Annotated in this window: 19 protein-coding genes; 1 reads left to right on the forward strand and 18 read right to left on the reverse strand. The window is 68.7% G+C overall.

Annotated features, from left to right (window positions below; all coding sequences use genetic code 11):
* Nucleotides 1–79: 79 nt before the first annotated feature.
* The gene (locus tag ACFV15_RS35170) at nucleotides 80–919 is read left to right on the forward strand and encodes a 1-aminocyclopropane-1-carboxylate deaminase/D-cysteine desulfhydrase (protein ID WP_378356033.1); all 840 of its coding nucleotides are present in this window, start codon (nucleotides 80–82) and stop codon (nucleotides 917–919) included.
* A gap of 22 nt (nucleotides 920–941) precedes the next feature.
* On the opposite strand, the gene ACFV15_RS35175 is transcribed toward ACFV15_RS35170, so the two are convergent.
* From ACFV15_RS35175 to ACFV15_RS35260, 18 genes are all read right to left on the reverse strand, one after another.
* Nucleotides 942–1,496, reverse strand: a complete 555-nt coding sequence (locus tag ACFV15_RS35175) for a snapalysin family zinc-dependent metalloprotease (protein WP_378356035.1) — start codon at nucleotides 1,494–1,496, stop codon at nucleotides 942–944.
* Nucleotides 1,497–2,095: 599 nt separating this feature from the next.
* Nucleotides 2,096–3,937: an OmpL47-type beta-barrel domain-containing protein gene (locus tag ACFV15_RS35180; RefSeq protein ID WP_378356037.1), complete on the reverse strand. Its 1,842-nt coding sequence runs from the start codon at nucleotides 3,935–3,937 to the stop codon at nucleotides 2,096–2,098.
* A gap of 66 nt (nucleotides 3,938–4,003) precedes the next feature.
* Nucleotides 4,004–7,960, reverse strand: coding sequence for a ThuA domain-containing protein (locus ACFV15_RS35185; protein WP_378356039.1), 3,957 nt, complete (start codon nucleotides 7,958–7,960; stop codon nucleotides 4,004–4,006).
* A gap of 11 nt (nucleotides 7,961–7,971) precedes the next feature.
* Nucleotides 7,972–8,988, reverse strand: coding sequence for a multicopper oxidase domain-containing protein (locus tag ACFV15_RS35190; RefSeq protein ID WP_378356041.1), 1,017 nt, complete (start codon nucleotides 8,986–8,988; stop codon nucleotides 7,972–7,974).
* 14 nt (nucleotides 8,989–9,002) lie between these two features.
* Nucleotides 9,003–9,869: a sugar phosphate isomerase/epimerase family protein gene (locus ACFV15_RS35195; RefSeq protein ID WP_378356043.1), complete on the reverse strand. Its 867-nt coding sequence runs from the start codon at nucleotides 9,867–9,869 to the stop codon at nucleotides 9,003–9,005.
* 9 nt (nucleotides 9,870–9,878) lie between these two features.
* Nucleotides 9,879–10,883, reverse strand: coding sequence for a sugar phosphate isomerase/epimerase family protein (locus tag ACFV15_RS35200; RefSeq protein ID WP_378356045.1), 1,005 nt, complete (start codon nucleotides 10,881–10,883; stop codon nucleotides 9,879–9,881).
* Nucleotides 10,884–10,893: 10 nt separating this feature from the next.
* The gene (locus ACFV15_RS35205; protein ID WP_378356047.1) at nucleotides 10,894–12,267 is read right to left on the reverse strand and encodes an alkaline phosphatase family protein; all 1,374 of its coding nucleotides are present in this window, start codon (nucleotides 12,265–12,267) and stop codon (nucleotides 10,894–10,896) included.
* Nucleotides 12,264–13,340: a metabolite traffic protein EboE gene (eboE, locus tag ACFV15_RS35210; protein WP_378356049.1), complete on the reverse strand. Its 1,077-nt coding sequence runs from the start codon at nucleotides 13,338–13,340 to the stop codon at nucleotides 12,264–12,266. Before eboE ends, ACFV15_RS35205 begins: the two co-directional genes overlap by 4 nt.
* Nucleotides 13,337–14,200 (reverse strand): TatD family hydrolase, encoded by an 864-nt coding sequence (locus tag ACFV15_RS35215; protein WP_378356051.1) that lies wholly within the window; start codon nucleotides 14,198–14,200, stop codon nucleotides 13,337–13,339. Before ACFV15_RS35215 ends, eboE begins: the two co-directional genes overlap by 4 nt.
* A 2-nt stretch (nucleotides 14,201–14,202) precedes the next feature.
* The gene (locus tag ACFV15_RS35220; protein ID WP_378356053.1) at nucleotides 14,203–15,621 is read right to left on the reverse strand and encodes an EboA domain-containing protein; all 1,419 of its coding nucleotides are present in this window, start codon (nucleotides 15,619–15,621) and stop codon (nucleotides 14,203–14,205) included.
* On the reverse strand, nucleotides 15,618–16,451 hold the full coding sequence (locus ACFV15_RS35225) for an SCO3242 family prenyltransferase (RefSeq protein WP_378356055.1): 834 nt from the start codon (nucleotides 16,449–16,451) through the stop codon (nucleotides 15,618–15,620). Before ACFV15_RS35225 ends, ACFV15_RS35220 begins: the two co-directional genes overlap by 4 nt.
* A complete protein-coding gene (locus ACFV15_RS35230) occupies nucleotides 16,448–17,605 on the reverse strand; it encodes an inositol-3-phosphate synthase (protein WP_378356057.1) in 1,158 nt (385 codons plus the stop codon). Before ACFV15_RS35230 ends, ACFV15_RS35225 begins: the two co-directional genes overlap by 4 nt.
* A gap of 95 nt (nucleotides 17,606–17,700) precedes the next feature.
* On the reverse strand, nucleotides 17,701–18,846 hold the full coding sequence (locus ACFV15_RS35235) for a Gfo/Idh/MocA family protein (protein ID WP_378356058.1): 1,146 nt from the start codon (nucleotides 18,844–18,846) through the stop codon (nucleotides 17,701–17,703).
* A 31-nt stretch (nucleotides 18,847–18,877) separates the two neighbouring features.
* The gene (locus tag ACFV15_RS35240) at nucleotides 18,878–19,927 is read right to left on the reverse strand and encodes a substrate-binding domain-containing protein (protein ID WP_378356060.1); all 1,050 of its coding nucleotides are present in this window, start codon (nucleotides 19,925–19,927) and stop codon (nucleotides 18,878–18,880) included.
* The gene (locus ACFV15_RS35245; RefSeq protein ID WP_378356075.1) at nucleotides 19,924–20,922 is read right to left on the reverse strand and encodes an ABC transporter permease; all 999 of its coding nucleotides are present in this window, start codon (nucleotides 20,920–20,922) and stop codon (nucleotides 19,924–19,926) included. The genes ACFV15_RS35240 and ACFV15_RS35245 overlap by 4 nt, the downstream gene beginning before the upstream one ends.
* A gap of 11 nt (nucleotides 20,923–20,933) precedes the next feature.
* Nucleotides 20,934–22,433 carry a sugar ABC transporter ATP-binding protein gene (locus ACFV15_RS35250; RefSeq protein WP_378356062.1) on the reverse strand — a complete coding sequence of 500 codons (1,500 nt, stop codon included), beginning with the start codon at nucleotides 22,431–22,433 and terminating at the stop codon, nucleotides 20,934–20,936.
* A complete protein-coding gene (locus ACFV15_RS35255; protein WP_378356064.1) occupies nucleotides 22,430–23,623 on the reverse strand; it encodes an ROK family protein in 1,194 nt (397 codons plus the stop codon). Before ACFV15_RS35255 ends, ACFV15_RS35250 begins: the two co-directional genes overlap by 4 nt.
* 205 nt (nucleotides 23,624–23,828) lie before the next feature.
* Nucleotides 23,829–25,031: an ROK family protein gene (locus tag ACFV15_RS35260; RefSeq protein WP_378356065.1), complete on the reverse strand. Its 1,203-nt coding sequence runs from the start codon at nucleotides 25,029–25,031 to the stop codon at nucleotides 23,829–23,831.
* Between the last annotated feature and the right edge of the window lie 163 nt (nucleotides 25,032–25,194).

Below are 25,194 nucleotides of genomic sequence, written 5' to 3' on the forward strand. Positions count from 1 at the left end.
GCCCGCTTTTTTTGGTGTTGTTGTTTGTTTCGCCGTTTTACACCGGCCCTAACCAAACACGACCCCCTACGGTGGGTGCGTGGACAACGTGGCCGAGCTGAAGCTGCCGTCGCCTCTGGTCGAGCTTGAGGACGACAGGGTGGCCAGGCATGGGGTCCGGGTTTTTCTCAAGCGGGATGATCTGATCCACCCTGAGTTCCCTGGCAACAAGTGGCGCAAGCTCAAGTACAACGTCGCCGCCGCGCGGGAGCAGGGCGCGTCGACGCTGCTGACCTTCGGCGGGGCCTACTCGAACCACATCCGGGCGGTGGCCGCGGCCGGGCGGCACTTCGGGTTCGAGACGGTCGGATTCATTCGCGGCGAGAAGCACGAGCCGCTCAACGATTCGCTGGCCTACGCCGTACGCAACGGCATGCGCCTCGAGTACGTCGACCGCGAGACCTACCGGCAGAAGCACAAGCTCGAGTTCGGCGATGCCTACGTGATCCCCGAAGGCGGTGCCAACGCGCTCGGAGTGCGCGGCTGCGCGGAACTCGTCGGCGAGATCGACGTCGACTTCGACGTGCTCTGTTGCGCCTGCGGGACGGGCAGCACGCTGGCCGGGGTGGCGAACGGGCTCGCCGAGCACCAGCGAGCGCTGGGGTTCGCCGTGCTCAAAGGGGCCGGGTTCCTCAACGATGACGTCAAGGCGCTCCAGAAAGCGGCATTCGGGGAAGCTACCGCCAACTGGTCGATAGAACTCGATTTCCACTTCGGCGGGTACGCCAAGCGGAAGCCCTCGTTGGACGAGTTCATCGCAGGCTTCGAGCAGTTCGCGCTCGACTGGGTATACGAGGCCAAGATGATGTACGGGCTCTACACCCTCATCGAGAGCGGCCGGTTCGAACGCGGGACCACCCTGGTCGCGCTCATCGCGTAGAGCACGCGATGAGCGCGAACGGTCAGGCGGCGTCCGTCAGGACGGCGTTCGTCGAGGCGACCGCCGTGCCCGCGTAGTTACGCTGGACGCGAGCGGCTTCGGTCGAGTTGGGTTTGGTGTTCTGGCAGCTGACGCCGCCGGTCGAGCCGGACATCAGCGATGAGCACGGGCCCGGCTTGATGTCGGGGAGGCCGAGACTGTGGCCGAGCTCGTGGGCCGCGATGCGCACCACGTTGTAGCCCTGGTTGACGGCCTCCCGGCCCATCCAGACGGTCACCGTGCCGGTCGGGCGCACCGGGCCGAGGTTGGCCTGCGGCCAGCCGTCGGTGGCGACGACCCGGATGTTCACCCGCTGGCCTGGGGTGGCCTTGACGATGCGGACGTTGGTGACACTGGTGTTCCAGACATTGACGCCCGCCGCGACCTGGGTCTTGAACTCCCCGGCCTGGCTGTCGTCGTAGGTGAGGGTGGTCGCCAGTATCGCGGGCGCCGCGGCTGCCGGGGTCGCGGAGACGGCGACCAGCGGCACTGCCAAAGCGGCGCCGGCCAGCACACCGGCGAAAGTACGTCGAAGCACGTTCTACTCCTCGGGTCTGTACGTGCGGAGCGGTGTCGACATCTTTGGGCGCCAATGTGATCCTATGACCGATTCGCCCCCTCCCAACACCCTCCGAACGTCGCCTGTCGCCGAACGTGACAACGGACTCGCACAGCCCGCCCCGGTTTTTGTGAGGGGAGCCTTCACAAGGTTTGAGTGTGTGAAGGCTCCCTTCACCCAGCTATACGTGGTGAAGGCTCCCTTCACACACCTCGCCTGGGATTCCCGCCGAGCAAGGGCGCGGCCAAAGGGGTCGTGCGCGTTGCGGGCGGTTCTCTTGAGGGGAAGACCAAATGTGGCGCGCTCCTGACAGGCCGATAGGGTCTTCGCGTCGCGAGGCTCGGACGGGCCGCGAGTGGTAACTCTGCTGCATCCAACGGAGCGGAGTTACCACTCGCGGACACCGCCAGAGCCAATCATGACGCGAGGGTGCCCCCGAGTGCTTACTACGCACCCAAAGGCCCCCTCACTTCAAGCCTGCCCGAGGCTTGACCGCACCTCGCCGGACCGGGTCAAGGAGTCCCTCACCAGCCACATTTGGCTTCCCGCGCAATAACCGCCCGCAACGCGCACGAGCCCTAGACGGCGTTCGATCGGGCCGAGTCCCGCAGCGAGGACGGGGAGCCGCCGACGCTGGACTCGAGGGCCGCCGTGACGATGCGGCCGCGGTCGGCCGAAGCGAGGACGCCGTTGTCGACCAGCTCCGCGGTCACCGCCTTGACGTGGCGCACGAAGCTGTCGTGCGACGCGTATTCGGCGTTCTCGTCGATGACGTCGTTGATGGTGCAGCCGTTGCCGATGTCGATGTTCTCGACCTGGCTGTCGACGTCGCCGATGATGACCGTCTCGCGGAGGTCGGAGTCGGGGCAGGCATCCGGCCTTGGCCCGATCTGGACCACCTTGAACGCCCCCGACTGCTCCGCCGCGATGTTGCCCGCGACATCGGTCGCGCGGTACTTGACCACGTGCGAGCCCAAGGCCGTCACCACCAAGGGAGCCGTGTAGACAGTCCACAAACCACTGTCCAACTTGTACTCGATCGAGGCGACGCCGGAACCCGAGTCGGCGGCCACCAGTGTCAAGGTCGCCTTGCCCACGTAGGACCAGTTCGCGTCCTGGTCGCCGGTCAACGCGGCCGACACGGTCGGCGGGGTCGTGTCGCCGCCCGCGACCACGGTGAAGGTCACCGTGCCCTCGGGTGAGACGTTGCCCGCCTTGTCGGTCGCGCGGTAGGTCACCGTGTGCGCGCCCGTCGTGGTCACCGGAACCGGTGCGGCGTAAGCGGTCCAGGCGCCGCCGTCCAGTTTGTACTCGATGGTGCCGACGCCGGAACCGGCGTCCGTGGCCGCCACCGTGACCGTGGCCTTGCCGACGTAGTTGCCGTCGCCGTCCTTCGTGCCGTCGACCGCGGCCGAGGCAGCGGGCGGGGTCGTGTCACTCTTGACGACCGTGAAGTGGGACATGCCCTCCGGCGACGTATTGCCCGCCCGGTCCGTGGCCCGGTAGTGGAACATGTGCATGCCCGCGGTGTTCACCGCGACCGAAGCCGTATAGGCGGTCCAGGCGCCGCTGTCGAGCTGGTACTCGACAGACGCCACGCCGGACTCCGCGTCGGTTGCGGTCAGCGAAACGGTTGCCACGTCAAGGTAGTTGCCTTGAGCATCCCGCTCCCCTGTCAACGCCGCGGTCACCGTCGGCGGGGTCTTGTCCTCAGCGGGACCGTCGACGATCGTGAACGACGCCATGCCTTCCGGCGACGTGTTGCCTGCGACGTCCGTGGCCCGGTAGTGCACCATGTGCGCGCCGAGCGTCGAGACCGTCACCGGCGCTGTGTACGCGGTCCACGCGCCACTGTCTACTTTGTACTCGACTTTGGCGACGCCGGACTGGGTGTCCGTCGCGGTCAGCGTGACGTTGGCCGACTTGATGTAGTTGCCCTGCGGGTCTTTCTGGCCTGTCACCGAGGCGTTGACCGTCGGCGGGGTGGTGTCGGGGGTGCCGCCGTCGGTGACGATCAGCTCCCCGGTCATCGTCTCGTGGCCGGGGAAAGCGCAGAAGTACCGGTATTTACCGGGAAGCAGCGTCACGGTCGCCTCGTGGCGGCCGTTCGTCGGGTCGAACGGGTTCGCCACGACGTTCAGCGTGACGTTGTGGTTGTAGCCCTCGGTCGTGGTGTCGAAGGTCAGCGTGTGCGACATCCCGGAGGTGTTGCCGGTCGCCTCGCTGTTCTCGAAGACGATCGTGGTCTCGCCCGCGACGGCCGTCGACGGCGCGGACGCGTACGCGGTGACGCTGTTGTTCGCGGTCCAGGTGAGCGTCTGGAGCGGGGCCAGCGGCAGCAGCCTGGCCGACGCCGGCGTCGCCAGCAGCCCCAACGTGATCAGCACCGCGCCCAGCGCGGCGAAAGCTTTTCTTACCATCGCGGGAAAAACCTTCCTCAAGAAGAAAGACCGGCCGGGCGTGTGCGCACGCCCGGCCGGTTCGCGCTACAGCTGCCGCACGCGTATGTTGCGGAATTCGACCAGATCGTTGTCACCGTGGTTCTGCAGCCCGATGTAGCCGGTCAGGAACTGCCGCAGATCCGTGGGCGGGTCACCCGCGCGGGACGACTGCTTGCCCGGCGTGTTGTCGAACTCGTTGATCACCACGCCGTTGCGGATGATCGTGTAGTGCTGTCCGACGACCTTGACCTCGTAGTCGTTCCAGGTGCCCTTCGGCCTGGCGCCCGCCTCGGAGAGCGGATTCGGGTCGAAGTTGTAGATCGACCCCGTCTTCTGCGGCTCGCCGGTCTCGCCGTCGTAGATCTGGATCTCGTGTCCACAGTAGATCGCCACCCACGCCTGCGAGGTACGCGCGGAGCCGACCGTCCCGCAACTGCCCGGCGGCCGTTCGGCCAGCGGTGTGCGCGGGTCGGGGAACCGGGTGAACACGCCGCTGTTGGCGCGGCCGTCACCCGGCGCGATGTCCTTGAACTGGAGTTTCACCGAGAAGTTGCCGTACTGCTGCTTGGCGTACCAGAGCATGCCCAGTCCGCCGGATGGCCGCAGTGACCCGTCCGGCTGAATGGAGAACTGCCCCGACGGCGCCTGCGCCCAGTTGCGGAACGACTCGGCCGTGCCGTCGAAGATCGCGTCGTAGCCGGTGGTACCGGCCGTGCCGATCGGCGACGCGACCGCGGCCGCGTTGAGCTTGTCCGACTCCGCCGCGGTGATCACGCCGAGGTCGACCAGCGACTCCGTGGCCTGCTCGACATGGTTGACGAACCCGGCGTGGGTCGACCAGGTGCTCTCGTCGTCGATCAGGTCGTCGACCCGGCAGCCACCGCCCGCGAGGTGGTTGCCCACCGTCGTGTCGGTGTCCCCGAAGGTCACCGTGGCACCCGGATCCGCTGTCACACAGCCGATATTGACCGAACTCCGCGTCGTCACGACCTCGCCGTCCGAGTAGGTCACGGTCAGCTTGGCGGTGTAGATGCCGGTGCGCGGGTAGGCGTGCTTCGGATCGGCCTGAGTGGACACCGAGCCGTCGCCGAACTCCCACCGGTACGAGACGCCACCGGACTTCGAGCCGGTGAACGCCGCGGTCAGCGGCTTGTTCTGCACCAAGGTCGATGCCGCCGCCGGAGCCGGGGTCGGGGCGCCGCCGATGTAGCTGATCTTCAGCAGCTTCTGGTTTTCCTGCAGGGTGAAGAAACCGCTGCCGTAGTCGAGCACGTACAGCGCGCCGTCCGGCCCGAACTTGGCGTCCATCCAGCTCTGCAGCTTCGTGTCGCCGCCGCCTCCGGGAAGGATCTGCCGCAGTGTCTCGGCGAACACCGGCGGCTGGTGCGTGGGCACGCCGTTCGGGTCGACGGTCACCGCGATGCGGTTCTGCGAGTTGCTCTGATCACCGATGAGCCACTTGTTGTCCCAATAGGACGGCCAGGCGACGCCGCTGTTGGTGTTCACCAGGTTGCGGTGATACGTCGGACCGGACATGACCGCCTGGCTGCCGCCACGCAGGTACGGCTCGGTGTAGGTGGCGTCCGCCGCGTTGTACGTCGGGATGGAACTGTTGGGACGGTTGGGGAACACCGGCCCGCCACCATCCGGCGAGTACCAGATCATGTTGTCCTTCACCGGCGGCAGATTCACCAAACCGGTGTTGCGCGGGGACGTGTTGACCGGGTTGTTGCAGTCGTACCAGCCGGTCAGCTCGGCGGCGTTCGTCGAGCTGCGGTCGCGGTACGGCTGCCGGTTGCCCATGCAGTACGGCCAGCCGTGGTTACCGGCCTCGGTGATGATCGTGGCCGTCTCGTACTTCGCCGGGCCGAGTTCCGGGCTCGGCGACGGCGCGTCCGGCCCGACCCACGCGGCGGTCAGCCAGTTCGTCACCGGGTCGATCTGCAGACGCGAGATGTTGCGCACGCCCATCACGTAGATCTCCGGCTTGGTCTTGTCCGCCGGGGAAGTGCCCACCGGGAACAGGTTTCCTGCCGGGATCGTGTACGTCCCGTTCGCCTCCGGGTGGATACGGAGGATCTTGCCGCCGTAGTCGTTGGTGTTACCGGCGGTGCGGCGAGCGTCCTGGAAGGACAGTCCCTTGTACTCCAGCGTCCAGTTGTTGCCGGAGTAGCCGTTCGAGCCCTGCGACGAGTTGTTGTCACCGGAACCGACGTAGAGGTTCCCGTCCTTGTCGAACGCCATGCCGCCGCCTGCGTGGCAGCAGCTGTGGATCTGGACGTCCCAGGACATCAGGTCCTTGCGGGTCGCCTGGTCCAGCGTCTGCTTCGTGAGGTCGTAGGTGAACCGCGAGATCGTCCGCTTGCCGATGCGCTTGTCACGGTCGATCGACTCGTGCGGCATCCAGTAGGCGTAGATCCAGCCGTTCTCGCTGAACTTCGGGTCCAGCACGATGCCGAGCAGGCCCTCTTCGTTCTTGACCAGCTCGTCGCCGCTGCCGCGGTTACCCATGACCTTCAACGTGGTCAGCAGCTTGGGCTGCTTGGTGACCGGGTCCCACTGGTGGATCGTGCCGCAGCCGAGGCCGACGTTCGGGTCGTCCCAGCTGACGATCGGGCCGGTCGGGCAGGCCGCGCGGCCGATGTAGAACACCCGGCCGTTGGGCGCGATCGTGAGCCCGTGCGGCTCGCCGATCTGGTCCATCTGACCCGGCTGGTTCTTCGCGGTCAGCCGCTCGACCTTGTAGTTGGCCGCGATGCCCGCCTTGCAGTCGCCGCGGACCATCCCGGTGGTCCAGCGCAGCGCGCCGAGCACGTGGCTGCGGAACTGCCCCTCGCCGTAGCTGGCTTCGGTGCGGCCCATGCTGGTGTAGAAGGATCGGCCGCCGTCGTAGTCACGGCACCACGAGATCGGGTGGAACGGGCCGTTCGCGCCGGTGCCGGGGGTGTAGGTCTTCTCCTCGACCTGCGCGACCGTGTGCACGGTGCCGACCGGGTTCGTCTCCCAGTTCAGCCAGCGGTCGGTGCGCGTCCAGTTCTTCGGCAGGCCCGCGGTGGCCGGGTGCGCGCCGTCGAGCACGTCGACGACCGCGGACTGCGGCGCGGGCTCCGGTGGCGGTGGAGTGGTCGAGTTGTCCTTGAACAGCTTGAGATCCGCGAGCTGGACGATGTTCTCGCCGGAGTTGGCGGTGATGTTCAGCCGGTAGTTCGCGTACACCGTGGTGTTGGTGAAGGTGAACGTCCTGGTCTGGAACCTCTCGGGGAAGACCTCGTTGGTCCGCGAGTCGAGGTCGGTCCAGGTGCTGCCGTCGTTCGAACCCTGGAGTGTCCAGTTCTTCGGGTCGCGGCCGGGCGCGTCGTTCGCGGAGACGAGCGCGTAGCTGCTCACCGCGACCGGCGCGGCCATCTTGTACGCGGCCCATCCGGTGCTCTGGAAGGCCAGCCACTTGGTGTTCTCGTTGTTGTCGGCCAGCTTGTCCTTGGTCTCGTTCGGCGGGTTCTCCGCGCTCGCGGTCACCGACGCGACGGCCTCGGGGGTGGGCCGCGCGCCGACCGGGCGGGCGCCGATCAGGCCGGTGAACCACTGCGAACCGTCCTGCGCGCGTGCCGCGTCGGACAGGCCGAGGAAGCCGCCGCCCGCCTTCATGTAGCCCTGCAGCGCGCCTTCCTGGTCACGGCTGAGCGTGACACCTTGCGCCGAAAGGAAGACGACACCGCGGAACTTGGCCAGGTTCGCCGGGGTGAACACGCCGGGGTCCGAAGAGGACGTGACCGTGATCCCGTTGGCCTGGCCCAGGCTCGCGATCGCGTCGGCGGCGCGGACGACCGGGTCCTTCTGGTCCGCGGCCGCGCCGGAGAACACCAGCACGTTCACCGGCACATTCACCGCCGCTTGCGCGACCGGTGTGATCGTCAGCGGCGCACCCGCCGTGACGACGGCGCCGACCGCCAGCGCGGCCAACGATCGCCGCCTCAACCAGCGTCTGGGAACGTTTCGTCCCATGCCTCGCTCCTTCATCCGTGGCTCATGTGCATGGAATGGACTGAGTGGTCGTCGGTCGTCGACGGGGTGTGCACGTGCCCCTTGAACCGGTCGAGCGCGTCCTGCGCGCCCGCCGGGAGACTGCCGTCGGGGTTGCGCACCAGGAAGATCCCCGACATGCCGCCGTCGGAATGCTGCTGGACATGGCAGTGGTACATCCACACGCCGGGGCCGACCCCGTCGCCCGCGATCACCTGGAAGCCGAACGAGCTGCCGGGGTCGAGGTTCTTGTTGTCGATCACCTGCGCGTTGTCGGTCGCGCTGGCCAGCATGCCGGTGCGGGTGTCCGCCCAGCGGTGCGCGTGCAGGTGGAAGGTGTGCGGCAGGTTGCCGTGCCCGATGCAGATCCACTCGACGCGTTCGCCGAGCCTGGCCTCGAAGATGGGGGTGTCCGGGGCCATCTTGTGGTTGATCATCATCTCGTTGAACACCACGGTGTACTGCCGCAGCGGCAGCAGGTCACCGCGCTTGCGCACGATCAGGCCGCCGTAGAGACCCTTGGCCAGGCCCCCGGTGCCGTGATCGGTGCCCATCGCGTGGTCGTGGTAGTGCCAGTAGCCCGCGCTGCCGGGCATCCAGAAGCCGCCGTCGGTCTGGTACTGCGTGCGCGTGCGCCAGATGTACGTGCGGGTCTCGCGTGGCTTGTTGAACGACGCGTTGAGCGGCGCGCCGTCCGAAGAGGTCTCGTAGTTGACGCCGTGCGGATGGATCGACAGGCGCTGGTCGGTGTTGTTGACCAGCTCGATCTCCAGCGTGTCGCCCTCGTAGATCTCCAGCAGCGGCCCGGGAACCGTGGCCTGGCCCGGTTCGAGGCCGTAGCCGTAGAGCCCGCCTGGCAGCGCCTCGGCGTAGATGGTGATGCGCCGGGTCAGGCCCGCCGCGGTCGCCGACGGTGGTGCGGAACTGGCGCCGACCACGACAGGGGCGAGCACCCCCGCGGTGGCGCCTGCCAGTACCGACCGGCGGGACAGTCCTCTGCTTATGTCCATTGTGGATATTCCCGTCAGTAGCGCAGGTCGCGGAGGTAGTCGAAGCCGACCTTGGCGGTGGTCAGCGAGTTCACCGGGTTGTCGTGTTCCACGATGTACTCACGCAGGTTCCAGGAGGTGGCGGCGAAAATGCGCGGGAAGTTGATGACACCGGCGCCGGGGTCCACCATCTTGCCGTCCGCGGTCCGGTCCTTCACGTGGTACTGCATGACCCGAGAGAAGTTCGCCTCGTACACGTCGATCGGGTTGACGCCGGCGTTGACCGCCCAGAACAAGTCGATCTCCAGGTGCACGTACCGCCGGTCGGTGTTCGCGGTCAGCACGTCGTACGGCCGGACCCCGCCGATCGGCGCGAACTCGTGCGAATGGTTGTGGTACCCCAACTCGATGCCCGCCGCCGCGAACGCCAGCGCCGCCGCGTCCAGCCGCCCTGCGAAGGCCTTCCACTCGTCGATGGTCGAGAACTGCGCGAACGGGACGTTGGCGTAGCGGTTGCCGAGGATCTTGGCGTCGGCGATCGTCTTGTTCAGGTCACCGTCGATGCCGACGTGCGTCGAGGTCGCGCGGATGTGGTTCTTGTCCAGCAGCGCGCGGAATTCCTGCGCCGTACGGCCGTAGGTGCCTGCGAGCTCGACCTGCCGGTAGCCGATGTCGGCCAGCGCGGAAAGCGTGCCGGGCAGGTCTGCCTGCAGCGCGTCACGCAGGGTGTAGAGCTGGATGCTGATCTTGCTGAGCGGGATACGGCGGTAGCCGAATCCCGGCGCCGCCGTCGCCGAGCCGGGCAACGCGAGTGCCGCACCGGCCGCGAGCGCGGCCGTCGCCGCCGCTCCACGCAGGATCGAGCGCCGGGACATGGCCTGCTGAGCTTCGTCACCGCACATGAGCTTCCCTCATTTCTGATTGCTGAAAGCCGCGTCGAATGCAGTCGACGGGCGGTCGAACAAGTGCTCGCGCAGATACGTCACGGCCTCGGCGGCCCCACGGAGCCGGTCCATGCCGGCGTCTTCCCACTCCACCGAGATCGGGCCCGCGTACCCGATCGAGTTCAGCGCGCGGAAGCAGTCCTCCCACGGCACGTCACCGTGCCCGACCGAGACGAAATCCCAGCCACGGCGCGGATCCGCCCACGCGAGATGCGAGCCGAGCCTGCCGTTGCGGCCGTCGAACCGCTTGCGGGTGTCCTTGCAGTCGACGTGATAGATCCGGTCGGCGAAGTCGAGGATGAACCCGACCGGGTCCAGGTCCTGCCAGACGAAATGCGACGGGTCCCAGTTGAGGCCGAACGCCGGGCGGTTGCCCACGGCTTCCAGAGTGCGCTTGGTCGTCCAGTAGTCGTAGGCGATCTCCGACGGGTGCACCTCGTGCGCGAACCGGACGCCGACCTCGTCGAACACGTCCAGTATCGGGTTCCAGCGGCGCGCGAAGTCCTCGTAGCCGTCGTCGATGACCGCCTGCGAGACCGGCGGGAACATCGCCACGTACTTCCAGATCTTCGAGCCGGTGAACCCGATCACCGTGTCGACGCCGAGCAGCCTCGCGGCCCGCGCGGTGTCGGCCATTTCCGCGGCCGCGCGCTGCCGGACGCCCTCGGCATCACCGTCACCCCACACCCTCGAGGGGATGATGGCCTGGTGCCGCTCGTCGATCGGATCGTCGCAGACCGCTTGGCCGACAAGGTGGTTGGAGATCGCCCACACCTTGAGGCCGTGGTCGGCGAGCAGCCGCAGCCGGTTGGGCACATAGTCCGGTTCGGACAGTGCGCGGTCGACCTCGAAGTGGTCGCCGGAGCAGGCGATCTCAAGCCCGTCGTAACCCCATTCCGACGCGAGCTTGCAGACCTCGGTGAACGGCAGATCGGCCCACTGGCCGGTGAACAACGTGATGGGACGGCCCATCGGAACTCCTCTACTTCAGGCCCTGCAACGAAAGCAACAGCGGGTGCACGTCAAGCGCGCCGAGGCGACCGGCCGGTTCGAAACCGGGTTCGGAGCACAGCAGGATCGGGCCGTCCTCGGCCGAGCCGGGTAGCCGGCCATGCGAGCCGCGGACCCAGCGCGGATCGGTCGGCACCACGTTCATCGCGTAGCGCAGCCCGGCGAACTTCTTCGCCAGGTTGAGCCCGGCGCGGGCCTTGGCGAACCTGTCGGCCGGATCGAAGAACAACTCGGCGGGGTCATAGCCGGGTTTCCGGTGGATCTCCACGCCACGCGCGAAGTCGGGCGCGCGGTCGTCGTCGAGCCAGTAGTAGTAGGTGAACCACGAATCGGGTTCGGCCACCGCGACCAGCTCGCCCGCGCGCTCGTGGTCGAGCCCGTAGCGGGCCTGCGCTTCCCGGGCGAGCACCTCGTCGACCCCGGTCAGCCCGCGAGTGAGTGCCCGCACTCGCTCCACATCGGACGGATCGCGGACGTAGATGTGCGCGACCTGGTGATCCGCGACGGCGAACGCCCGCGACGCCCACGGGTCCAGGTATTCCATGCCCGCCTGGGTGTAAACCTCGAGCAGGCCGTCCTGGCGCAGCGCCCTGTTGATGTCGACCGGCCTGCTGACCGGCGTGATCCCGTACTCGCTGAGCACGACCACGGCCGCGCCGGCGTTGCGCGCGTCGTCGAGCAGCGGAGCGAGTGCCTTGTCGAGTTCGCGAGCCGCCTTCGACGCTTCGGGTGAGTTGGGACCGAAGCGCTGGAGGTCGTAGTCGAGATGCGGAACGTAGGCGAGCAGCAGGTCGGGCCGCCGCTCGCGCAGGATCTGCCGGGTCGCGCCGATCACCCAGCGGCTCGACTTGAGCGATGCCGTCGGCCCCCAGTACTGGAAGAGAGGGAACTCCCCCAGCTCGCCGGTGAGCCGGTCGTGCAACTCGGGCGGGCGCACGTAGGCGTCCGGCGACTTGCGGCCGTCGGCGTGGTAGATCGGGCGCGGTGTCACCGTGACGTCGGTGGACATGCCCATCGCGTACCACCAGCAAACGTTTGCGGCCTTGTACCCGGGGTGCGCGGCACGCGCGGTCTCCCAGATCTTCTCGCCGCCGACGAGCCGGTTGTGCTGGCGCCACAGGAAGATCTCGCCCAGGTCGCGGAAGAACCAGCCGTTGCCGACGATCCCGTGCCGCGCGGGCATCAGCCCGGTGAGGAAGGTCGACTGCACGCTGCAGGTGACCGCGGGCAGGATCGTGCCGAGTTCCGCCTGCCAGCCGTCGCGCGCGACCGCGGCCAGCTTCGGCATGTCACGCAAGGCCTTCGGGGTCAGGCCGACCACGTCGATGACGACCAGCGGTTTCATGCGGACGCTCCTTCCTTGGCCAGTGCCTCTCGCGCCCACCGCAGTTCCGCGGCGATCCCGCCGACCAGGTCACCGGCATCCGGGAGCACGCTCCAGGTGTAGGTCTCGACCTCGACGTGCGGTTCACCGGGAAGTCCCTTGAGGACAGTACGGAGCACGTCGGTGGTCGTGGCCAGCGGCGCTTCGGGCGTCCAGTGCAGTGGCATGTGGAAGTGCACGCGCCACGGTCCCCGCCCCGGCAGGTCACGCATGGCCTCCGGCAGATCGTCGGCCTTGAGTACCTGGTCACCCAGTTCCCGCACCTGGTGCAGGTATCGGGGCTCGGCGAACGCCGCCAGCGCTTCGCGCGCCTCGGCAGGTTTCTCGACATGCAACGCGGCCGACGCCTGCACCTTGACGACGTCCACTTTGGACGCCGTGATGGCCGCAAGCGTTTGCGCCGGGTCCGCGAACGAGACCGCGAGGTGACAGGTGTCCAGGCACAGCCCGACGTACTCGGGATCGACCCGGCCGGACAGCCAGCCGAGCGCGTCGGCGACGGTGTCGAGCACACATCCGGGTTCCGGTTCGACGGCGAGCTTGATCGGCCGGTCCCCCGCGGCCCGCGCGGCCTGCACGACGCGGTCGAACGACTCGGCCGCACGCAGGTCGTCGTAGGTGCTCCACGGCTCACGCCAGGCGAGCGGCAGCGTCGAAATGCTGCCGTACGAGGCATCCTCGGCCAGCAGATCGGCGAGCACGTTCACACAGTCGATCGTGTAGGAGACGCGCGCCTCGTCGGTCCACTGTGGAACGTAGACCGCGTGCTTGACGACCTCGTCGTGGAAGCCGCCGTACGGGAACGCGTTGAGCGTGTACACGGCGAGCCCGCGTGCGTCGAGTTCAGCACGGAACTTCAGCCGCGCGGCCCGGTCGTCCGCGAGGCCGCGCGCGACCGGGGCGGACAGCCACAGGCCGACCCCGAGCCGGTCGTCGCCGAGCCGTTCACGCACCGGCAGCGCGTACTCGTCGAGCTGACGCATGATCCCGGCGACGTCCTCGGCCGGGTGCACGTTCGTACAGTAGGAGATCACTTACGCGCACCTCGCAGCACCGAGTTGCCGGAGAACTCCTGTGCCTCGCCGGTGAACCCCGGCAGCGGGTCGAGCGTGAGCCTGCCGCTCTGGCCGTAGAACTCGACCGGGTTCTCCCACAGCACCTTGTCCACATCGGACTGCTCGAAACCGTCGGCGAGCATCGCCTGCCCGGTCATGAACGTCTTGAGCGGATCGGACCGGCCCCAGTCCGCCGCCGAGTTGACGATCATCTTGTCCAGGCCGTACTCGCGCAGGATCGCGACCATGCGGTGTTCGTCCATTTTGGTGTCCGGGTAGATCGAGAACCCCATCCAGCAGCCGGAGTCCTTGACAAGCCCGACCGTGACCTCGTTGAGGTGATCGACCACCACCCGTTCCATCGGCAGGCCGGACTCGCGGACCACGTCGAGCGTGCGCTTCGTGCCTTCGAGCTTGTCGCGGTGCGGGGTGTGCACGAGCACCGGCAGGTCGTGCTCGACGGCCATCGCGAGCTGGCGCGCGAAGACGTCGTCCTCCTCCGGGGTCATCGAGTCGTAGCCGACTTCCCCGACCGCGACCACGCCGTCCTTGGCGAGGTAGCGGGGCAGCACGTCGAGCACCTCGACGCAGCGAGGGTCGTTGGCTTCCTTGGGGTTCAGCGCGATCGTGCAGTGGTGCCGGATGCCGAATTGGGCGGCACGGAACCGTTCCCAGCCGATGAGCGCGTCGAAGTAGTCGCTGAAGGAGCCGACGCTGGTGCGTGGCTGGCCGAGCCAGAACGCGGGTTCGACGAGCGCGCGGACGCCCGCCGCGTACATCGCCTCGTAGTCGTTGGTCGTCCGCGAGGTCATGTGGATATGGGGATCGAAGATGCGCACGATCAGCCTTCCTTCAGCAACTCGAGTGCGTCGGCTGGCACGTCACGCCCGGCCGCACCACGTTCGGCGGCGAAGTCCGCGAGCATGCGGAGCAGTTCGCCGTCCTTCCTGACCTCGATGCCCACGACGGCGGCCAGCGGCACGCCGACGAAGACGCACTTCAGCACCCCATGCCGCCAGGCGTGCTGATCGAGGTGACGGGCCGCGAAGGCACCCATCGCAGCCGCGACCAGCCGGATGTCGTTGGCACGCAACGCGTCCGCGACCAGCTGCTGCCCGGCCTCTACCACCGGCCGGCCGAGCGTGCCATCGCCGACCAGCTTGTTCAGTCCACGCAGGACACCGCGCCGCTCGGCGTCGTCGCCGTAGCGGTACAGCTCCCCCAGCTCGCTCGCCAGCGCGGGCGCGTCGAGCTGGGCGGCCAGCACGGTGAGCAGGTGGGACCTGGCCTGGTCGTCGACGGTGCCGTCGACCAGGCCCTGCGGGTCGGTGTCGGGACGCAGCGCGGACCGCCCGACCTCGCGGCCCACCGCGGGGAACAGCCCGGCGATGGCGCTCGGGGTCTCACGGATGCGGGATTCGGCTTTCTCCAGCCAGGTTTGCACGGGCATGGCCGCGCGTAATGCCTCGATAGACCGGCGGGCGACCTCGGGCGCGGCGTGACTGTGCCGGGGCAGTTCGACGGCGGCCAGCCCGGTGTAGCCGGTCTCGGCGAGCGCGGCGAGGGTGGCGCGCAGATCGAGCTGCCCGGTGCCGAATTCGAGGTGCTCGTGGACCTTCGGCATCATGTCGTCGAGCTGGACGTTCCACAGCAGGTCACCGGCCTGGCGGATGCAGGCGGCCGCGTCGACCGGCTCGACGGCGACGCAATGGCCGACATCGAGCGTCACCCCGAGCAGTTCGGGGTTTCCGAGCTGCTCACGCAAGCGCAGCACGTCGGCGAGCTGCTCGACGAGGTGACCGGGTTCGGGTTCCATCGCGAGCCGGACGGTCGCGTGGTCGAGCACCTCGGCGACGCCGTCACGCAGCCGCTGCCACGCGATCTCGTCGTCCACAGTGGAAACTCCGGACCAGAACGACACGCAGTCGGCGCCGAGATCCGCCGCGACTTTCATGGCCCTGCCGAGAAAATCGATACGGAGGCCGGGGTCGTCGGACAGCAGGGTCGGCTGATGCTTGCGCCACGGGTCGAGCAGATAGCGCGCCCCGGTCTCGATGACCACCCGGTTCAGCCCGAGCGAGGACAACCGGGCGGCGACCCGGTCGACCTCCTTGGCCAGATTGTCGTCGTAGGGATCGAGGTGGTTGTGGTCGAGGGTCAGGGCGACGCCGCCGTAGCCGAGTTCGGCGATGACGGCGAGCGCGTCGTCGAGCGTGTGGTTGCCGAAGCCGTTGGTGCCGTAGCCCAAGGTGAACGTCATGTCGGGCTCACCTTCCGAGACAAAGCCCGTGCCAGCGGCAGAGCAGCCGAGACCAAAGCGGCGCCGAGCAGCGAGCCGCGTGCCGCGACCGCCGCCTGCAGCGGGACCATGCCGTGGATGCCGGTCATGGTCGCTTTGCGGACCTTCTTGGCCGACGGGTCACGCGCCGCGTCCGCCTGCGCCCGCCCGACGAACCCCGCGTACCCCGAACCGGCGGCCAGCGAAGCGGCGCGATGCCAGCCGCCACGAGCCTGACCGCTCACTGCCAACGTTGTCGCCATACAACTAGTCGCCATAGCGACACGGGCCGTAGTCGCCGAAGCGCCGTGCACCTCGCCGGCGGACAGCGCCGTGACGCCCAGCGTGTGCACCCCGACGGCCGCGGCGGCCACCGGGGCGTGGCCGCCCATCAGCACGTCCAGCGCCCGGCAGACCGCCATCCCGAGCGGACCGGCGACCGTCGGCTTGAGCAGCGTGTCGTACGCCCACACGGCCGCGGCCAGCGGAACCGCCACCTTCACCGCGGCCTTCCCGCCCCCGAGCGCGGCGAGCCCCAGCCCCGCCGCGGTCAGCCCGATCCCGGTGCCGAGCGCGGCTTCCGCGCTCACCCGGCCGGACGGGATCGGACGTTCGGGCCGCTCGACCGCGTCGAGCTTCCGGTCCGCCCAGTCGTTCAAAGCCATGCCCGCCCAATAGAACGCGACCGAGGAAAGCGGGAGCAGCAAACGCTTCCCTCTCAACGGGACACCGGCGGCCGACGCGCCGGCGACCGTGTCACCGAGCACGGTCAGCGCGGCGGGCGCCCGTACGAGTTCGACGTAGGCCCTCATAGAGTCCCCGCCCAGTCGATGAGACGGCGGGTCTGCTCGGCGAACCGGTGCTCGTCGCTGCCGAGCGGGTCCTTGAAGAAGAAACCGAGTTCGGTCAGCGCACCACGCTGCCCGGCCGCGTGCGCCGCCGTGACCAGGCGCGCGAGGTCGAGGATCAGCGGCGCGGCGAGCGCCGAGTCGTAGCCGGTCCAGGTGAACTGCAGGCTCATCCGCGCGCCGAGGAAGCCTTCGAACGACACGTTGTCCCACGCAGTCTTGGTCTCACCGAGGTCCGGCACGTTGTCGATGTGCAGCGGCGCGGTCACCTGCCCGCCGAGTAACGCGGCCAGCCCGCGCGCCTTCGAGTCGAGCTTGCTGCCCGCGGTCACCGGGTCGGCGAGCGTCTCACCGTCGCCGCCGCCGAGCAGGTTGGTGCCCGACCACGACCGGACTTTCAGCGCCCGCGCGGTGAACATCGGCGCCAAGACCGTGCGCAGCAACGTTTCGCCGGTCTTGCCGTCACAGCCTGCGTACGGCAGCCCTTCCCGCTCGGCCAGCTGCCGCAACGCGGGCAAGGTGATGCCCGCCGACGGCGTGAACTCGACGTACGGGCATCCCGCCTTGAGTGCGGCGTAGGCCGAGAGTGAGCTGGGCGGCAGCACGGACCGGGTGGGATCGGCCATCGCCTTCTCCAGCAAGGCGAGGTTTTCGTGCTCGGGAAGCAGCGGGCACGGCGCCTCGGTGGACGACACGTTGATCACCACGACCCTCGCCAGGTCATGCCGCTCGGCGAAGGCGCGGATGTCACCGGACAGCCGCGCCGCCGCCTCCGCCTGCGAACCCGCGTGTGCCGCTGGGTGGTACCCGTCGCGGATCTCGTTGTCCACACCGGACAGTCCCGATCGGACGGCGGTGAGCACAGCGTGACCGAACACCCCGGCGTCGACGAGTTGCTCGGCCCGCTTCTCCAGCGCGGTGTGCACGATGTCGTGCCCGCCGAGCACCAGGTCATCCCAGGTGGGCAGCGGTACACCGGCGAACGCGGGCAGTTCGGTGACACATCCGGTCGGCCCCGCGACCCGTGTACGCAGCGCGAGCAGTCCCACCGTCGCGGTGGTGGCCACCGATCCCCGTGCGCCGACCAGCCAGACGCCGGTGCGTTCCTGAGCAGGCATTTTCCCACCTTTGATCTCTTACGTCAGGACCTTTCGGATCGAACCAGCCGGACCATGCGACTTTCGGTCAGACTTACGAGACAAGATTCGCTGGTTCAGACCTCCTGCCACCCGGAGCCCGCCGCGGCGCTCCGCTCGACCGCGCCGAGCACCCGCTGCACGCGCAGGCCGTCGTCGAAGCTCGGTTCCGGGTGATAGCCGCCGCCGATCGCGGAGAGCAGGTCGGCGACCTCGTGCGTGAAGGTGTGCTCGTAGCCGAGCAGGTGACCCGGCGGCCACCACGCCCCGACGTACGGGTGCTGCGGTTCGGTGACCAGGATCCGGCGGAACCCGGCCTCGGTCGACGGGTCGGTCCCGTCGTACCAGGACAGCTCGTTCATCGACTCGAAGTCGAACGCCAGGCTCGCCTTCGAACCGTTGACCTCCAGCCGCATGGAGTTCTTGCGCCCCAAGGCATAGCGGGTCGCCTCGAAGCTCGCGACCGCACCGGAGGTCATCCTGCCGAGGAACAGCGCGCAGTCGTCGACGGTCACCTCGCCGGTGCCGCCGTCTCCGGTCGGCCGCTGGTGGACGAAGGTGTTGGTCAGCGCGGACACCCCGGTGATCAGCTCGCCGGTGACGAACTGCGCGGCGTCCACGATGTGCGCGCCGAGGTCGCCCAGCGCTCCAGAGCCTGCGAGTTCCTTGTTCAGCCGCCAGGTCATCGGCGCCCGCGGGTCGGACAGCCAGTCCTGCAGGTACACGCTGCGGACATGCCGGATGTCGCCGAGCGCCCCGCTCGCCACCAGCTTCCTGGCGTGCGCGAGCGCGGGCACGCGGCGGTAGTTGAAGGCCACCATCGAGCGCACGCCGCGTTCGCCTGCCTTGCGCGCGGCCTCGGCCATCGCCTCGGCTTCCGCGACCGTGTTGGCCATCGGTTTCTCGCACAGCACGTGCTTTCCGGCCTCCAGCGCGGCGATCGCGATCTCCGCGTGGCTGTCACCCGGCGTGCAGATGTCGATCAGGTCGACGTCGTCGCGGGCGATCAGCGCACGCCAGTCGGTCTCGACCGCGGCCCAGCCGAACCGCTGCGCCGCGGCCTTCGCCCGCGTCTCGTCACGCCCGCCGAGCACGGCGAGTCTCGGGACCAGTGGCGTGTCGAAGAACCGGTGGACGTTGCGCCACGCGTGCGAATGCACCGCACCCATGAACGCGTGGCCCACCATGCCGATCCCGATGGTTTCCCCTGCAGCCGGGCTCATGCCCCTCCTTGTCAAGTGGTTGCGAAGTCGGTCAGGAGTCGAAGCCGACGTCGAGGTACTGGTCGACGTTCTCCTTGGTGACCACCGCGGAATAGGTGGTGATCTCGGCCGGGATCTCGTGCTCGGCGAAGTCGCCGATCCCCTTCGACTGGCCGAGCAGCCGCGCCAGCGCGATGGCCGTGGACGCCATCGACGGGCTGTACAGGACCGTCGCCTTGATCGGCGACGCGTCGGCCTTGATCAGGTTCATCATGTTCTTCGAGCCGGCGCCGCCGACCATCAGGAAGTCCTTGCGGCCCGCGTTCTGGATGGCCGCGTTGACGCCGACGCCTTGATCGTCGTCGTGGTTCCACAGCGCGTCGAGCTTGGCGGCCGACTGCAGCAGGTTCGCGGTCTGTGCCTCACCGGACTCCGGCGTGAACTGCGCGGAGACGCGCGGTCCGACCTGAAAACCGTGACGTGCCAATGCATCCTTGTAACCCTTGCTGCGTTCCTGGGTCAGCGGCAGCGAGTCGATCCCGGCGACCTCGCCGATGATCGGCGCGGCGATGCCCTTCGCCTTCATCTGCGCGGCGATGTAGTTGCCCGCGTTGACGCCCATGCGGTAGTTGTCGCCGCCGATCCAGGTGCGGTACGCGAGCGGGGTGTCGAAGACGCGGTCCAGGTTGATCACCGGGATGCCCTTGTCCATCGCCTGCTGGCCGACCGCGGTGAGCGCCTTGCCGTCGAACGGCAGGATCACCAGCACGTTGACCTTGGCGTTGATCAGCGTCTCCACCTGCGAGATCTGCTGATTGACGTCGTTGGTGCCCTCGGTCGCGTTGAGCGTGACCTCGCTGAACTTCCCGGCCTGCGCCTTGGCGTTCTTGGTCATCGCGGCCATCCAGCCGTGGTCGGCGGCGGGCGCGGAGAAGCCGATGGTGACCGGCTTGCCGGGCTGGCCGCTGTTCCCGGCGGCGACCGGCGCGTTGCTGTCGGCCTTCGGCGCCTCGTTCGACGTGCAGGCGGCGAGCAGCGCGCCCGCGCCGACGGCCGCGCCACCGAGCAGGAAACCACGGCGCTGTAACGGTTGTGCGGTCATGACGACCCTCCACTGGTCTTTGTCTTACGGGCGCGGAACTGCAGCAGGGCGGCGAGCACGATGATCACGCCCTTGGCGATGTTCTGGATGTCGGTGTCCAGGTTGTTGAGCGTGAAGAGGTTGGACAGCACGGTGAAGATCAGCACCCCGATCAGCGTGCCGATGAGCGAGCCGCGGCCGCCGGTGAGCAGGGTGCCGCCGATGACGACCGCCGCGATCGCGTCGAGTTCGTAGAGCGTGCCGTTGGTCGACGCGCCCGCGGTCGTGCGCGCGACGACCATCAGCGCGGCGATCCCGCAGCAGAGCCCGGCGACGCCGTAGACGAGCGCGGTGTGGCGCTTGACGTTGATGCCCGCCAGCCGCGAGGCCTCGGCGTTGCCGCCGACCGCGTAGGTGCGGCGGCCGAAGGTGGTGCGGTTCAACAGGATCCAGCCGACCACGAACACCAGCGCGAACATCCAGATCAGCACCGGGATGCCGAGGAGGTCACCGCGGAAGAAGTCGAGGAAGCCGGTCTCGGCGACGACCTGGGTCCGGCGGCCGCTGATCCGTTCGGCGAGCCCGCGCGCGGAGACGTACATCGCCAGCGTCGCGATGAACGGCACGATCTTCCCGTAGGAGACCAGAATCCCGTTGATCAGGCCGCAGCCGAGGCCGACCGCGAGCCCGCAGACCACCATCACGAACGGCCCGTACGACTGGGTGGCGAGCGTGGTCAGCCAGACACTCGACAACGCGACGATCGAGCCGACCGACAGGTCGATGCCACCGCTGATGATCACGAACGTCATGCCGACGCTGACCACGCCGATGGCCGCGGCCAGCCGCAGGATGGTCGAGATGTTGCCCTCGGTGAAGAACTGGTCCGGCCGGGTGAACTGCCCGGCGAGGCACAGGACCACCAGCACCCCGGCGAGTCCCACCAGCCGGGGGTCGGCGCCCCAGAGGAACCGTTTTTCCTTGGCGGGCAAAGGCTTCTCCGGTTCGGTCACCAGCACCGTTTCAGTCACGCCGCACTCCCTTCGAGAATCACGTCGAGTACGTCCGCTTCGGTGAGATCCGCCGACGATCTTTCGGCCAGCACCCGTCCTTCACGCAGCACCAGCACCCGGTCGGACAGGCCGAGCACCTCCGGGATCTCGCTGGACACCAGCACGATCGCCACCCCGGTCGCGGCCAGTTCGCTGATCAGCCGGTACAACTCGGCACGCGCGCCGACGTCGACGCCGCGCGTCGGCTCGTCGAGCAGCAGCACCCGGCAGCCGCGCACCAGCCACCGCGCGAGCACGGCTTTCTGCTGATTGCCGCCGGACAGCGTGCCGATGATCCGGTGCGGATCGGCGGGCCGCAGGTCGAGCCGCCGCAGGCTCGCCCCCGCGTCCTCGAGTTCCTTCGCGCGTTCGGTGAAGCCGAGCGTCGCGTAACGGCTGAGGCTGGCGAGCGTCACGTTGTGCACGACCGGAAGGTCGAGCAGCAGGCCCTGGCTCTTGCGTTCTTCCGGCGCGAGCCCGATCCCGGCTTTCACCGCGCCGGACACACTGCCGAGCTTGAGTCGCTTGCCGTCGACGGTCACGGTCCCGGCGTCGGCCGGGCGCGCGCCGAAGATCGTTTCGAGTAGCTCGCTGCGTCCGGAGCCGACCAATCCCGCGATGCCGAGCACCTCGCCCGCACGCACTGTGAAGCTCACGTCCTCGAACTCGCCGGCGCGGGAAAGTCCTTGCACCTGAAGGACTTCGGTGTCCTGGACGTGCTCCTCGTGCCGCGGGCCGAACACGGTCTCGACCTTGCGTCCCGCCATCAGCTGGACGAGATCGGCGGTCGGCGTGGTGCGGGCGTCGAGCCCGGTGCCGACGGTCTTGCCGTCCTTGAGCACGGTCACCCGGTGCCCGATCCGGCGCAGTTCCTCGAGCCGGTGCGAGATGTAGACGACCGAGACGCCGTCGGCGGTCAGCTCCTCGACGATGCGGAAGAGATTGTCGACCTCTTCGCCAGCGAGCGCGGCGGTCGGCTCGTCCATCACGAGCAGTTTCGCGTCGTGCGCGAGCGCCCTGGCCATGGAAACCAGCTGCTGGCCCGCCGCCGAGAGCTTGCCGACCTCGGTGCCCGGCCGGATCTCGGGGTGGCCGAGCCTGGCCATCAGCCTGGCGGCTTCGGCGCGGGCGTAGGCGACCCGGCTGAACCCGAACTTGGCGGGCTCGCGGCCGAGGAAGATGTTCTCGGCGACGGAAAGGCCGGGCACCAGGTCGAGTTCCTGGTACATGGTCGCGATGCCGAGCTTGAGCGCGTCGACCGGCGAGCCGAGCGTGACCGTCTCGCCCTGCCAGGTGATCTCGCCCTCGTCGGGGCGATGCGCGCCGGCGAGCACCTTGATCAGCGTCGACTTGCCCGCGCCGTTCTGGCCGAGCAGGCAGTGCACCTCGCCGGGTTCGACGTCGAAGTCGACCCCGCCGAGCGCGCGGACACCGGGGAACGTCTTCACGATCCCGCGTACGGAAAGCAAGCTCATACCGACGCCTCCACGAGTGGGATCAGGGTTGGGTCAGCGAAAAGCCGTTCGGTCGCCAGGTGCGCCGCGCCTTTGAGCGGCGCGGCCGTGCCGAGCGGCGACGGCTCGACGCGGCACCGCGCGCCGGTGCCGAGCGGGCGCGCGGCGAGTTCGATGCGGATCGGCTCGACCAGCCAGGCGCCGAGTTCGGCGAAGTAACCGCCGAGCACCACGACATCCGGGTCGAGCACATCGACCACAGTGGACAGTGCGATGCCGAGCGCGACGCCGAGTTCGAGTACCGCGGTGGCCGCGCGGCGGTCACCGCGCAGCACCCGCTCACGCAGCAGCGTGACCCGGCCGTCGACGCCGAGCGCGGGATCGTGCAGCGAGTCACCGGGCGGCGCGGCGGCACGCAGCACGGCGGCGAGCCCGGCCTTGGTCTCCAGGCATCCCGCGCGGCCGCAAGGACACTGGTCGCCGTTGGGGTCGACGGCGACGTGCCCGACCTCGCCCGCGAAACCGCGTGCGCCACGCAGCACCGAGCCCGCGGAGATAAGCCCGGCGCCGACCCCGATGCCGCCGGAGAGGTAGAAGAGCTCACGCACGCCGATGCCCGCGCCGGCGACGGATTCTCCGATCGCGCCGAGGTTGGCCTCGTTGTCGACGGCGATGGCGTCGGCGGGCAGCCGCAGTCGCGCGGCCATCAGATCGGCGATCTCGGCGTCACGCCAGCGCAGTGTCGGCGCGAAGCGGAGCACGGAGGCGGCCGAGTCGACCAGGCCCGGCACGGAGATGGTGACGCCGACCGGGCGCCTGCCGTCCGCCGGGAGCACTCGCTCGGCGAGCAGCGCGAGTTCGTCCATGCCGCGGGGCAGTCCGAGCGCGGGGACGTCGGCGACCTCGGCCTCCTCGGCGATGACCCGGCCATTGAGGTCGACGGCGACCGCGGCGAACCGGTCGGCCTCGATGCTCAGCGCGAGCCCGCAGGCACTGGCGCCGCAGAGTTCGACCAGCTGACTGGGCCTGCCGTTGCCTCCGGTGAGCACTCCGGCCGCGCGGACGAGCCCGCGTTCGGAGAGCTCGGTGACCAGTCCGGAGACGGCGGCTTTGGTGATCCCGCAGCGGGCGGCCAGCTGGGTGCGTGACAGCGGCCCCTCGCGCAGCGCTCGCAAGAGCGCGGCGAGGTTCGCGACGCGCGGGCTGTCCATCAAGACCACGGTGTCCCCACTTTTGCCACTGACCGAGCAAACTTTGTTACTCAGGCAGCGAAAGTAGGGTGGCGTGCGTCACTCGTCAAGGTGAATTTAAGGTCTTGTCCGACCTTGTCACCCGAATAGTCGCAGGATAAGACACAGACTTTTGCATTCTCAATGCGAAAGTCTGCTCGATCTGAGCACTACTAGGTGGATTGGCTCAGCTGCTTAGGGTGAATGCGCGATCGGTCGCGGACCACGCCGCGCCGATCACCCCGGCGGTGTCGCCGAGCTCCGAGAGCACGATCGGGAGGTTGCCGGTGGCGAGCGGCAGCGACCGCCGGTACACCGCGCCCCGCACCTCGGCGAGCAGCTGATGACCGAGCTGCGCGACCCCGCCGCCGATCACGACCATGCCGGGATTGATGAAGCAGACGAGCGAGGCGACCACCTGGCCGAGCCTGCGGCCGCCGTCGCGAATCAGGTTCACGGCGCCGAAGTCACCGGCCGCCGCGGCCCGGCCGACGTCCTGCGCGGTGATCACGCCATGTTCGGCCGCCGCCTCGGAAAGGAACGCGGACCGCCCGCTGCGCGCGAGCGTCAGCCCATCGCGGGCGAGCGCGGCTCCGCCGAAGTACGCCTCGAGACAGCCGACCTCACCACACGCGCACGTCGGGCCGTAATCGTCGAGCCGGATGTGCCCGATGTCGCCCGCCGTGCCCGCGACACCCCGGTACACCTTGCCGCCGAGCACGATCCCGCAGCCGATCCCGGTCCCGATCTTGACGAACACGAGGTCATCGGTCGACCGCGCCACACCCGCGTGCCGCTCCCCGAGCGCCATCGCGTTGACGTCGTTGTCCACCGTGACCGGACAGCTCCACAACCCGCCGAGATGATCACGCACGGAGAACCGGTCCCAGCCCGGCATGATCGGCGGCGCGACCGCCATGCCCTCGGCGAAACTCACCGGCCCCGGCAGCCCGATCCCGGCGGCGATCAGTTTGCCCGGCGCCTCTTCCCGCACCTTCACGGCGAGTTCGGCGACCCGGCGCAGCACCGGATGCGGGCCCTGCCGCACATCGCAGTCCTCGACGGTATGCGTGAGCACCTCGCACGAAGCATCGGTGACAGCGACCCCGACCGATGTCGCGCCGACATCGACAGCGAGCACCCGAAGACCTGGATCGAGCCGCACCAGCGTCGACCGCCGCCCGCCGCGGCTGGCCGACGGACCCGCCGTTTCGACCAACCCGAGCTCGGCGAGCCTGCCCACCTCCACGGCGACCCGCGCGCGCGGCAGTTCCAGCCGCTCCCCCAGCTCGACCCGTGACATCGGGCCCTCGTCCCGCAGCAGCGTGAGCAGCTGCGTCTGGTGCCGGGTTTCGACCATCGGATGGTCGGTGGTTGATGCCGCGCTCATGCTGCGAGCCTACGGCCTGTAGTCGTCGCGAGGGCACCGACGTGGCCCGCGGACTCGTGGGCGGTGGGGGGCGTGGGTATCCCCCCCCAAAAGGCCCGAACCCTGCCGCGGGCGGGGGGGAGTGTCGCCGAAAAAGGGTACGAAAAACAGACAGGTGAGGAGG

This window comes from Amycolatopsis sp. NPDC059657, from assembly GCF_042734395.1.
Taxonomy (GTDB): domain Bacteria; phylum Actinomycetota; class Actinomycetes; order Mycobacteriales; family Pseudonocardiaceae; genus Amycolatopsis.